This window comes from Gilvibacter sp. SZ-19 (assembly GCF_002163875.1).
Classification (GTDB): domain Bacteria; phylum Bacteroidota; class Bacteroidia; order Flavobacteriales; family Flavobacteriaceae; genus Gilvibacter.
Map to the genome: position 1 here is coordinate 1031597 of NZ_CP019333.1, position 12965 is coordinate 1044561.

9 protein-coding genes are annotated in these 12965 nt (G+C 44.6%); 5 read left to right on the forward strand and 4 right to left on the reverse strand.

Annotation, left to right across the window (positions count from 1 at the left end):
* The first annotated feature begins 49 nt into the window (after positions 1-49).
* Entirely contained in the window at positions 50-3388 is a 3339-nt protein-coding gene (gene mfd / locus BTO09_RS04725; RefSeq protein ID WP_087523668.1) for a transcription-repair coupling factor, read from the forward strand.
* Here mfd and BTO09_RS04730 read toward each other — a convergent pair.
* Together BTO09_RS04730 and BTO09_RS04735 are read right to left on the reverse strand one after the other, a co-directional pair.
* Entirely contained in the window at positions 3379-3738 is a 360-nt protein-coding gene (locus BTO09_RS04730) for a YraN family protein (protein ID WP_087523669.1), read from the reverse strand. The two genes, mfd and BTO09_RS04730, sit on opposite strands and share 10 nt — an antisense overlap.
* Positions 3735-4649 (reverse strand): LD-carboxypeptidase, encoded by a 915-nt coding sequence (locus tag BTO09_RS04735; RefSeq protein ID WP_087523670.1) that lies wholly within the window; start codon positions 4647-4649, stop codon positions 3735-3737. Before BTO09_RS04735 ends, BTO09_RS04730 begins: the two co-directional genes overlap by 4 nt.
* A 123-nt stretch (positions 4650-4772) precedes the next feature.
* On the opposite strand from BTO09_RS04735, the gene BTO09_RS04740 reads away from it, so the two are divergent.
* The 4 genes from BTO09_RS04740 (at position 4773) to BTO09_RS04755 (ending at position 10881) form a co-directional block, all read left to right on the forward strand.
* Positions 4773-6233 (forward strand): DUF1800 family protein, encoded by a 1461-nt coding sequence (locus BTO09_RS04740; RefSeq protein ID WP_157663423.1) that lies wholly within the window; start codon positions 4773-4775, stop codon positions 6231-6233.
* 7 nt (positions 6234-6240) lie between these two features.
* Complete coding sequence (locus BTO09_RS04745; RefSeq protein WP_087523672.1) at positions 6241-7857, forward strand: DUF1501 domain-containing protein; 1617 nt, start codon at positions 6241-6243, stop codon at positions 7855-7857.
* 63 nt (positions 7858-7920) lie between these two features.
* Positions 7921-9978, forward strand: a complete 2058-nt coding sequence (gene metG / locus BTO09_RS04750) for a methionine--tRNA ligase (protein WP_087523673.1) — start codon at positions 7921-7923, stop codon at positions 9976-9978.
* Positions 9979-10881 (forward strand): histone deacetylase, encoded by a 903-nt coding sequence (locus BTO09_RS04755; protein WP_087523674.1) that lies wholly within the window; start codon positions 9979-9981, stop codon positions 10879-10881.
* Here BTO09_RS04755 and egtD read toward each other — a convergent pair.
* Positions 10878-11819 (reverse strand): L-histidine N(alpha)-methyltransferase, encoded by a 942-nt coding sequence (gene egtD, locus BTO09_RS04760; RefSeq protein ID WP_087523675.1) that lies wholly within the window; start codon positions 11817-11819, stop codon positions 10878-10880. The genes BTO09_RS04755 and egtD overlap by 4 nt on opposite strands.
* Positions 11816-12964 (reverse strand): ergothioneine biosynthesis protein EgtB, encoded by a 1149-nt coding sequence (gene egtB, locus BTO09_RS04765; protein WP_087523676.1) that lies wholly within the window; start codon positions 12962-12964, stop codon positions 11816-11818. Before egtB ends, egtD begins: the two co-directional genes overlap by 4 nt.
* Position 12965: the final 1 nt, after the last annotated feature.

Here is a 12965-nt window from a genome sequence, read left to right on the forward strand (position 1 = left end):
TTAGGAGTTGCTTTAAAAACCCATCGGAAGGCATTATCTTTGCCATCCCATGAGCAAAACGCTGGTACAATCGGTGTTCAACGAGTCTTCTTCTTTAAGAAAACTAGGGGAAGCTATATCCAAAAATCAAGCAAGAACAACACTATCGGGCCTACACGGCTCTGCCTTTTCTATTGTTGTAGCTCAGCTTTTCAAAGAAACAGACCTGCCTTTTCTCTGTGTCTTTAACGACAAGGAAGAAGCCGCTTATCACCTCAACGACTTGGAACAATTGGTTGGTGAACAAGATGTGCTTTTCTTTCCTGGCAGTTACCGCCGCCCCTATCAAATAGAGGAAACCAACAATGCCAACGTCCTGCTGAGATCCGAAGTGTTGAACCGCATCAACTCGCGCAAAAAACCAGCGCTAATAGTGACCTACCCAGAAGCGCTTTTCGAAAAGGTGGTCACGAGAAAAGAGTTGGAGCGCAATACCCTTAGCGTAAAAGTTGGAGACGAACTCTCTTTGGATTTTGTGAACGAAGTATTGTTCTCTTACCAATTCAAACGTGTTGATTTTGTGACCGAACCGGGAGAATTCTCTGTTCGAGGAGGAATATTAGATGTATTCTCCTTTTCGCACGATGAACCCTATCGCTTGGAATTTTTTGGTAATGAGGTAGACAGTATTCGTTGTTTCGATGTAGAAACGCAGCTATCCACAGAGCAGGTAAAACGCATTGGGATCATTCCAAATGTAGCCAACAAATTACTGGAAGAACAAAGGGCTTCCTTTTTGGAATACATTGCCAGAAAAACGGTAGTTTTCACCGCAAATCAACGCTTGATCGAAGAAAAACTCGATGATTTCTATCAAAAAGCAGAGGAAACCTTCGCCGAATTGGATCAGACGGTTAAACAACTCAAACCTGAGGAATTATTTATTAACGGCAATACTTTTTCTGCGCTGCTAGAATCCTTTACTCACGTAGCTGAGGTGCCTTCGGATGGGGAGATCGCTTTTAGAACCCAACCGCAACCCCCATTTAAAAAACAGTTCCCGGTACTGACCAAGGACCTGCAGCAAAAACACGCTAAGGGTTATACCAATTACATATTTTGCGATACCGTTGAACAAGCCAAACGTTTTGAAGATATTTTAGAAGATCTAGATGCCGACGTAAAATACCAGACCGCTGTCTTTTCGCTCTATGCCGGATTTGTAGATGCCGAGTCTAAAACTGCCTGTTATACCGACCATCAGATCTTTGAGCGTTATCACCGCTTCCACCTTAAAAATGGCTACGCTAAAAAGCAAGCCATCACCTTAAAAGAGCTCACCAATTTAGAAGTTGGAGACTATGTGACCCACATCGACCATGGGATAGGGAAATTTGGTGGTTTGCAAAAGATAGAGGTCGAGGGTAAATTCCAAGAGGCCATTAAACTCATTTACGGCGATAGAGACATATTGTACCTCAGCATACATTCCTTACATAAAATTGCGAAGTACAACGGCAAGGACGGCACCGCTCCAAAGATCTATAAATTAGGGTCCAACGCCTGGAAAAAACTCAAGCAAAAGACCAAGAAAAAGGTCAAAGAAATTGCCTTTAACCTTATTGAATTATACGCCAAGCGTCGATTGCAAAAAGGCTTTCAATACGCTCCGGATTCGTATTTGCAACACGAACTGGAATCATCATTCATATACGAAGACACTCCAGACCAAACCAAAGCCACAGAAGACATTAAGCGCGATATGGAAAGCGAACGCCCTATGGATCGCTTGGTCTGCGGAGACGTTGGATTTGGTAAAACAGAGGTTGCCATACGCGCAGCTTTTAAAGCAGTAGATAACGGCAAGCAAGTGGCTGTTCTTGTTCCTACTACTATCCTTGCGTTTCAGCACCATAAGAGTTTCTCTAAGCGTATGAAGCGCTTGCCGGTTAATATAGATTATCTGAATCGCTTTAGAACCACCAAAGAGCGCAACAAAGTTTTGGAAGATCTGGCCAGTGGCAAACTAGATATTGTTATAGGTACCCATCAATTGGTAAATAAAGGAATTAAGTTCAAAGACCTCGGTTTACTCATTATAGACGAGGAACAGAAATTTGGGGTAGCCGTTAAAGACAAGCTTAAGACCATAAAAGAAAATGTGGATACCCTTACGCTCACGGCAACACCAATTCCACGCACCTTGCAGTTCAGTTTAATGGCGGCCAGAGATCTGTCGGTGATCAATACACCTCCGGCAAACCGCTACCCTATTGAAACGCGAGTAATTCGTTTTTCTGAGGAGGCGATCCGTGATGCCTTGCGCTACGAGATCTCTAGAGGTGGGCAAGCCTTTTTTGTCCACAACCGTATTGAAAATATTCAAGAAGTAGCAGGAATGTTGCAACGGCTGTTACCTGATGCCAAAATAGGCGTGGGCCATGGCCAAATGGACGGTAAAAAACTCGAAAAGCTCATGCTTTCCTTTATGGACGGAGCGTTTGATATTTTGGTCTCTACTACCATCATAGAAAATGGCTTGGACGTTCCTAATGCCAACACCATATTTATAAATAACGCCAACAACTTTGGCCTTTCTGACCTACACCAAATGCGAGGCCGTGTAGGGCGTAGCAATAAAAAAGCTTTCTGTTATTTCATTACACCACCTTATTCTGCCATGACCACAGATGCGCGCAAACGTATACAAGCCTTGGAGCAGTACACAGAACTTGGGGGTGGTTTCAAGATCGCTATGAAAGACCTCGAGATCCGAGGTGCTGGAGATATTCTTGGAGGAGAACAAAGTGGCTTTATCAACGAGATCGGGTTTGAGACCTATCAAAAGATCTTAGCAGAAGCTATTGAAGAACTCAAAGAGAAAGAGTTTAAATCACTCTACCAAGGTCAAGAAGAAAAGGATAAAAAGTGGATCAAAGAGACGGTTATCGATACCGACTTTGAGCTTTTGTTCCCATCGGAATACGTGAACAACATTAGCGAGCGCCTAAATCTGTATCACAAGCTTGGCGAATTGAAGGACGAAACTGAATTGCAAGCCTTCCAGAAAGAACTGGAAGACCGCTTTGGCCCATTGCCGGAGGAAGCTCAAGACCTACTGGACAGCGTGCGCATTAAATGGATGGCCTTAGATCTAGGCCTAGAACGCGTACTGATGAAAAAGAATAAAATGGTGGGCTATTTTATAAGTGATCAGCAGTCTGGTTACTATCAGAGTAACACCTTTGGTAAGGTATTGAACTATGTGCAACAGCATCCCGATAAGGTTAACATGACCGAAAAGCAAACACGATCCGGACTCAAACTTTTGCTGCGATTTGGAACCATTAAATCTGTACCGCAAGCGCTAGCTGCGTTGAATCCGCTGCATCAAGCAACTCAAAAGTGATAAAAGGCATCCTTGATATGGGTTATCTGCTGCTGCTTGCTGTTTAAAAGCACCGCCACTATATCGAATCGAATTGGATATTTCCAGTCTTTTTGACACACAAAAGCGTCTGCAGCCATAACCATTAATCGGATCTTTTTGGGAGATACAAAACGCTGCGGATCACCAAAATAGTCGGAATTTCGCGTTTTAACCTCGACAATAACGACAAGATCGTCCTGAAAGGCAATAAGATCTATTTCGGCTCTTTTGTAACGGAAATTTCGGGCGAGGATCTCATAGCCTTCCCGCTTTAAATACTGGACTGCGATAGCTTCGCCACGTTGGCCCAGGGCATTGTGATAACTCATAAATATTTCAAACTTACTGCTCGGGGAGTAACTTCGAAATTTGCCTGCCGACCAAAGATCAGCGGATAATTGTTGTGAATATGACCGGTGGGTGCGTCAAAAGCCACCGGGTAGTCATAGGGTTTGACCAAGTCTAAGATAATCTCTTTTACCGTGTTTCCAAAAGGGATGCTGTTATCGTGAATTTTGGTGAATCCACCGACTATAAGTCCAGAGAGGTCAGCAAGCAGTCCATTGTTCTTGAGGTTTCTGAGCATGCGATCGATATGATACAAATATTCGTCCAGGTCTTCTATAACCAAGATCTTGCCACTAGTGGGAACCTGATACGGACTCCCGCACATACTGTAAAGCATAGAGAGGTTTCCCCCTGTAAGCGCAGCTCGACCACTCCCACTGCGATTGGAAGCTGTAGTTGCAAACTCCAATTCAGGTGTACTGCCAAACAAGATCTGTTTTAAGGCTTCTAAGGCATTCTGATGATTGCCCAAGGCTGTAGGCAGCTCCGCCAGGTCTATGGGCATGGTTGCGTGAATACTGGCTATTCCTAGATTTTGCAGCACATTATGGAAAACCGTTACATCGCTGTAGCCTAAAAGCCATTTTGGATTCCGTTTAAATTTAGAGAAGTCTAAATGCTCTAATAGTCGAATGCTGCCATAACCTCCACGGACACTCCACAAGGCCTTGATCTCAGGATCATCTAAGAGTTGCTGCATCCCCTGGGCGCGAACCGGATCAGGTCCGGCAAACTGGTGGTGCGGCTGGAGAATATTCGGAGCTAAAACTGGAACTAAATTCCAACTTTCTATGAGCTTCAAAACCGGCTGAAGTTGCTCCGCAGTAATAAAACGTGCCGGGGCAATTAAACCAATCTTATCTCCAGGAGTCAAAAAATCCGGTGTAACCATCCGTAATTGTATTACGTCAAAGATGCAGAATTGAAAACAATAGACAAAATATGGCCTGATAATCCTCTCATTTGTCAGATTTTCAGTACATTGAAACAAAAAATCTACTAATCCGAATTGCCTATGGAAGCTACTACCCTGTGCAATACTTCGCCTATTACACCCTATGTACCCACCGGGGATAATCCTTGGGATTTAAATAAGGCGATCCACGTTAGCCGCCGCTTGGCCTTTGGGGCTTCGCAAGCTGAGCTAGACAATGCCTTGACCATGTCTCCCGATGCTTATATTGATCTATTGGTCGATGAAGCCGTGGCTATGGCACCAACACCTACTCCACCTTGGGGTTATTGGAACTTGACCAACTTTACCGACTACGACACGGAGAACAACGAATATATAGATAGCTGGAGGCGACAGACCGGTTACGACCTTTTACAGAATCGCTTGCGCGATAGGCTTACGTTTTTCTGGATGAATCATTTTGTGACCGAGCTAGAGACCTATTTCTACTCGCCCTATATGTTCCAGTATTACAACATCAATCAGACCCATGCTATTGGTAATTTTAAAGACTTTGTTTCCGACATTGGAAAGTCTGGAGCCATGCTGTTCTATTTGAACGGCTTTCAGAACACGCGATTCGAACCCAATGAGAATTACGCCAGAGAGTTGTTTGAGCTCTTTACTTTGGGCTTGGACAACAACTATACAGAAGTTGACATTCAATTCACGGCAAAAGCCCTTACGGGTTGGAATCATTGGGACGAAGTTGGCGGTGAGATCTATTTTGAGGATTCTACTTGGGACCCCAGTGTAAAGAACATCTTTGGACAAGCCGGTCTTTGGAAATACGAGGATGTGATAAATATCCTTTTCGAACAACGGCCTACGGAGATCGCTACTTTTATTTGCACCAAACTGTACAAGTTTTTTGTGAGCCATGAGGTGTCTGAATTTGCTCAGGCGGAGATCATTGCGCCCTTGGCAAACACCTTTATCACAAGTGGTTTTGAATTGGCGCCCGTACTGCGTCAGCTCTTTAAAAGCGAACATTTTTTCGACACCTTAGCACAAGGAGTTGTGGTAAAAAGTCCGTTCGATTTCTTATTTAATTTTACTACGGAGGCAGAACTGACCTACAATGATGCCGTAGTTAACGGCCTGAACTACTACGCTGCTGTATTGGGGCAAGAAATGTATGAACCTGTTGATGTGGCCGGTTGGCAACGTGACCACGATTGGATAAGTTCTAGTACTTTGACCGGGCGTTGGCAGGTTATTGAACTCTATGCGTTTTATATTCTGAGCAACTTCCCAGAAGATCTGAGGAATTTAGCCCTTAACCTTTCCGGAGACAGTAACGACCCGGAGTTTATCACTACTGTGATTGCCGATAGACTCTTGGGTAAACCTTTTCACACCTTGTCTGATTACGAGGTGGCGATAGATGTCTTTAAAGGCGATGTCCCACAAGGTTATTACGACGACGGCACTTGGAATTTATACTGGGATACTGCTCCCGCACAAGTTGCCGGACTATTGATTCATTTGGCCAAGGCCCCAGAGTTCCAACTTAAATAGAATTGCTATGTGTAACAACCATTTTCCTTCCTCGAATTATAAGAAGCTGCACGATATTAACCACGACAAGGAGCACAGCCATTGGAGCCGAAGATCGTTCATTCAAGCTTTAGGGCTTATGGGTGGCGGTACTGTCATGTTGGGTGGAACCAATTTGACTGTTTCAAGACCTTCGCCCTTGGCCATGGCCCTGACAGAGTCAGAAAACGATAATATTTTAGTGATCATTCGCCTGAAAGGTGGTAACGACGGCCTGAACACCATAGTTCCCGTTTACGATTATGACACTTATGCAGGATTGCGTCCTAACATACGACTGGCGGAAAGTTCACTCTACGCCTTAGATGCAGACTTTGGCTTACCGGAATTCATGAGTCCCTTGCAGTCTGTTTGGGGTAATGGCAGTATGAAAGTAGTACACGGTGTAGGTTATCCAGATCAGAATTTCTCGCATTTTGAATCCTCTGATATTTGGGCAAACACCAATACGTCAGACCCAGGTGAAACCGGATGGTGGGGACGTTATTTTGAAGAGTTATATCCAGACTATCTGGTTAATCCTCCGGCAGTTCCTCCGGCCATACAAATTGGAAGTATCGGTAACCTGATCTTTGATGGCTTAAACAGTAATTATGCCTTTACTGTAGCCAATCCGGATCAATTGAGTTCCATTGCCTCTACAGGAGTGGTACATGACGTGACCGATATTCCAGAATGTTATTACGGAGATCAGTTGCAGTTCTTGCGCGCTGCTACCAACACGACCTTCGCCTATGCCAGTGTGATCAATGAGGCTTATGAAGGAGCCACTAACGACGCTCCATACGATACGCGTGAACTCTCCAATCAGTTGGCGATTATCGCTAGATTGATCAAAGGCGGTCTAGGCACTAAGGTATTTATGGTTACTCTGGGTGGATTCGATACACATGCCAACCAATTGACCTACCACAATGAGATCATGAATGATCTCTCTTTAGCGGTAAAGAACTTTTATGATGATCTGGCCACTGCTGGTTGGGACGACAAAGTACTTTCTATGACCATTTCTGAGTTCGGTCGACGCCCCTTTGAAAATGGTAGTCTTGGAACCGATCACGGATCGGCCTCTACTATGATGCTCTTTGGAAGCGGACTCAACGGAAGCGGTTTCGTAGGATCTCACCCGAGCCTTACTGCAACAGATCCCTTTGGCAACCTGATCTTTAATCAAGATTTTAGGAATATCTATGCCAGCATTATGATCGAGTGGATGTGTATTGATGAGACTACGGTCAACTCGGCCTTGCTGAATACTGATTTTGAATTGGTAGATCTTGGCTTTGCCTGTAGCACAGCTTCGGTAAATGATTTTGAAGACGTGAATCGCTTTGCACATACGGCAACCTACAGAGATAGTTCCACCTTCATCAATTTCAACATGCCTTTCTCTGCGCATGTCAAAGTGGTCTTGTACAATATAGTAGGACAAGAGGTTGCAACTCTGACCAATGATATGAAGTTTGCAGGAGCGCATGAGATCGACGTGAAGAACTCGGCCAATACCCGATTACATACCGGACAATACATTTATCGTATCAGTATCGGCGATCAGCACTTTAGTAAATCTATTGTGATTAGATAAGACCTTAAGCCGCGCTAGTCGCGGCTTTTTTTTGCCTATTTTTGTGCTTTGTTTTCAACACTTATGGCACAACCCAAAAGATATACAATTACGGCAGCCTTGCCGTATACTAATGGTCCAATCCATATCGGACATTTGGCTGGTGTTTATGTACCTGCCGATATTTATGCTCGTTACCAACGCCTTAAAGGCCGTGATGTTGTATTTGTCTGCGGAAGCGACGAACACGGCGTAGCTATTACCATTAAGGCTAAAAAAGAAGGCATAAGTCCGCAGCAAGTAGTAGACCGTTACCACAAGATCATTAAAGATTCTTTTGCTGATTTTGGGATCTCCTTCGATGTATATTCGCGCACCTCTGCACCAATTCACCACCAGACCGCAAGTGACTTCTTTAAACAAATGCACCAAGATGGTAAATTTGTAGAGCAGGTCACGGAGCAATTATACGATGCCGAAGCCGATCAGTTCTTAGCGGACCGTTTTGTCACAGGAACCTGCCCAAAATGTGGTTATGAATCCAGCTATGGAGATCAGTGTGAAAACTGTGGTACTTCTCACAATGCCACCGATCTGATCAACCCTAAATCCGCCATAAGCGGCAGTACGCCAACATTGAAGTCTACCAAGCACTGGTTCCTGCCGCTCGACCAATACCAAGACTGGTTGAACGAGTGGATCGTAGAAGGCCATAAAAAAGATTGGAAGCCCAACGTACACGGACAAGTGAAATCTTGGATCATGGACGGACTCAAGCCTCGCGCCGTGACCCGCGACTTGGATTGGGGTATCCCTGTCCCAGTGGAGGGCGGCGAAGGCAAGGTACTTTATGTGTGGTTCGATGCGCCTATTGGTTATATCTCTGCTACCAAAGAATGGGCAGCAGCTACCGGAAACAACTGGGAACCCTATTGGAAAGACGAGGACACCAAATTGCTTCATTTTATTGGCAAGGACAATATTGTGTTTCACTGTATCATCTTCCCAAGTATCTTAAAAGCTGCAGGAGACTATATCATGCCAGACAATGTGCCGGCCAATGAATTCCTGAATCTAGAAGGTAATAAGCTGTCCACTTCTAAAAACTGGGCGGTTTGGTTACACGAATACCTGGTAGATTTTCCAGATATGCAAGATGTATTGCGTTATACTTTAACGGCAAACGCTCCTGAAAGTAAAGACAACGATTTTACTTGGAAAGATTTTCAGGCGCGTAACAATAACGAACTGGTTGCCATTTTTGGAAACTTTGTGAATCGTGTTGTGGTGCTTACCCATAAGTATTACGGCGGAGTGGTTCCGGCACCTGCTGAGTTTACCCAGGCCGATACTCAGGTATTAGAAGGCATTAAACAGCTAAAGACAGAGATGGAATCTTCCTTGGAGCAATACCGATTCCGCGAAGCCTTAAGCATTCTTATGAAAGTGGCCCGAAGCGGAAACGAATACCTAGCCAGTCAGGAACCGTGGAAAAGTATTAAGACCGATGAGACTCGCACTCAAACGGTGATGTTTGTAGCGGCTCAGATCACTGCGGCGCTCGCTGTGTTGTCGGAGCCCTTCTTACCACATACTAGTGAGAAGCTCAAAGCCATGCTGCATTTAGATGGTGAGACAGTCAACTGGCAAAATCTAGAAGAGACCACGACCTATTTGCCGAATGGACACAGTATAGCGACAAACCAATTGTTGTTCTCTAAGATAGAAGACGCCCAGATACAAGCACAACTAGACAAATTGAAAGCCACCAAAAAAGCCAACGAAATGGAAAACGCTCAAGCCGAACCTCAAAAAGATATCATCCAATTCGACGATTTCACCAAGATCGATATGCGAGTCGGTACTATCTTAAAAGCTGAGAAAATGGCCAAGACCAAAAAGCTTATGGTCATGGAGGTCGATACCGGCATTGATACCCGTACCATAGTGTCGGGAATTGCAGAACACTATTCCGCAGAAGAATTGGTAGGCAAACAAGTCACCGTTTTGGTGAACTTAGCGCCAAGACCTTTACGCGGAGTAGAGAGTCAAGGGATGATCCTCTTGGCAGAAGACGCCGATGGTAAATTGGTGTTTATGTCTCCAGAAGAAGCCGTTAAAAACGGAAGCAGTATTAGTTAAATGATCCGAATCGCCTATCATCCCATTTACAAGCATCCGCTGCCCTTGGGACATAGGTTCCCGATGCAGAAGTACGAACTTTTGCACCGCCAACTTTTACATGAAGGCACCTGCGAGCCCGAGCAATTCTTTGCGCCTGGCCAGCCTGATCTTAAGGCCATAGAAGCCGTACACGATCCGCAGTATGTAAACGATCTATTAAATCAGAACATTGAGGCTAGAGCCGCGCGGAAGGTTGGATTTCCAATGTCTGAAAAACTAATTGAGCGGGAATTCACCATTGCTCAAGGCACCTTAGAAGCCACTGCCTACGCTTTGCAACACGGTTGTGCCTTGAATATTGCTGGGGGAACACATCACGCTTTTAAGGCAAGTGGCGAAGCCTTCTGTCTTTTAAACGATCAGGCAATAGCCGCGCGCAATCTTATCAGCACGCAAAAGGCAAAACAGATCTTGATCATTGATCTGGATGTGCATCAGGGCAACGGCACTGCAGAGATCTTTGATGGAGACGATACGGTTTTTACCTTTTCCATGCACGGGGCTCATAACTATCCGTTCCGCAAAGAAAAATCGGACTTGGATATCGGCTTACCAAATGGCACCAAAGACCAAGAATACCTAGAAGTGTTAGCTTTTCATTTGCCGAGATTATTAGATAAGGTAAAGCCTGATTTTATCTTTTACCTCAGTGGGGTGGATATCCTTGCAACAGACAAATTAGGTAAGTTGAGTTGCACCATGGAGGGATGTAAAACTCGAGACCGTATGGTATTAGACGCTTGTTACCAGCGCGAGATCCCGGTTCAGATAAGTATGGGAGGTGGCTATTCTCCAGATATCAAAATCATCTTAGAAGCTCATGCCAATACCTACAGACTCGCTCACCAATTTTGGAACTAATCGCTTTTTATCCAGAGTGAATTGGTGAAATAACTACGAGTATCTAAAAAGTGTTTCTTCACTTCAAATCCTGCAGTTTGCGCCATGCCCTCTAACTCCTGAAAACTGTACTTTTTGGAGAGTTCTGTCCAGATAAGTTCGTCTTTTTTGAAACGGATCTGCTCATCGGCTAGATCGACTATCTGATCTGTAAGACTAACCAAATAGCTCCGTACTTCTCCACTTAAAGGGTTATAATAACAATAGAACTCGAATTGATCGCGCTCAAAATTCGCATTGAGTTCCCTGTTAAATCTGTCTAGCAGATTTAAATTAAAATTTCGGGTAATTCCATGCGGATCGTCATAGGCCTTGCGAATAACCTCTGGATTCTTTTGCAGATCTGCACCTAATAAAAGTGCATCTCCAGCTGCCATATTCTGATGGAAAAGACGTAACAAATTCAAGGCATCGGCTGGCATATAGTTCCCAATATTACTGCCTAGAAACAACAATAAGCTCGGATTGGATTCACTTTGCAATCGGTCTTTTAGCACTTCAAAATAATCACCGACTTTTGGATTGAGCTTTAATCTAGGTAAGCGCTTAGTAAAATCCGCAGCTAAACCGTCAATAGCGGCTTTGGAGATGTCTACTGGCACATAGGTCACCTCGCGATTAGCGCTGTCCAAATAGCTGAGTAACTCAAAGGTCTTACTACCATCGCCGGCACCGAGTTCAACCACATTGAAAGGTCCGTCAAAACCTGTTTCCGTTATGATTTCTGCAGCCTGCTGGGCTAAGATCTCCTGCTCAGCATTGGTAAGATAGTATTCTGGCATTTCCATGATCTGTTGAAAGATCGCGCTGCCCTTATCGTCGTAAAAATACTTGGAAGAGATATATTTTTCAGGAGCTGAAAGCCCTTGTAGTATTTCATTCACTGCTGACGGACTCATGAGCGTACAAGTCTTAAGCCGGCAAATTGCCAACGCATATGTGGATGGAAAAAGTTTCTGTACGTAGGTCTGCTGTGTCCCTGCGGAGTAGAAACAGATGCCCCGCGCAACACCTTCTGATTCACCATGAACTTACCATTGTATTCACCAACAGCTCCAGCTTTCTTCTCAAAACGCGGGTAGGGTAAAAAAGCGCTGCTGGTCCATTCCCATAGTTTACCCCAGGAAAAGCTATGGGAGGCAACTTCCCATTCGAACTCGGTAGGCAGTCTTAGATCTGTCCACTCGGCAAAAGCTGCCGCTTCGTAATAACTTAAATGCATAACAGGCTCAACTGGATTTACAGCAACTAGGCCTTCCATACAATAGCGGAACCACTCACCTTCTATCTCGTGCCAATACATGGGCGCTTTGATATCGTTCTCATTGATGAACTCCCAACCTTCTGCATGCCATAGGTTAAAATTCTGGTAACCTCCGGCCTGTATAAACTCTAAATACTCCTGATTGGTCACCAGTCGGTTAGAGATCTCAAATGCCTCTAAGTAGACCTTGTGCCTACCCTTTTCTATGTCGAAATGGAAACCGTCGCCATCATAACCAACCTCGTAAAGCCCTTCTTTTACAGGAATAAATTCTTGCTCATGAGTTTCATTGGGTAAATTATAAACTCGCCCGTAAAGCGGAAAAGTGGGCTGATTCCCGAAAAGGCACTTGATATCGTAAGCCAATAGTTCTTGGTGTTGCTCTTCGTGGTTGATGCCCAATTCAACAAGCTCAAACACCGCTGCCGGGCAATCATCACGGTCTAATAATTCGGCGACATTCTCGGTAACGTGCCTGCGATAATCCATAACCTCAGTAACCAAGGGACGTGTCATTAAACCCCGATTCGGGCGCAACACCCGGTCTCCTAAATTGTTGTAGTAGCTGTTAAACAAATAGGCGAAATCTGCATGATAGATCGCGTAATTGGGTTTGTGTGGTACCAGAACGAATTGTTCAAAGAACCAAGTGGTATGGGCCAAATGCCATTTAGGAGGTGAGGCATCGGCCATGGGTTGCACCGAATAATCTTCTGTCTTTAAAGGACTACAGATCTCTTGGGTGCGGTTTCTAGTTTTGAGAAAACGATCTCTTAACATG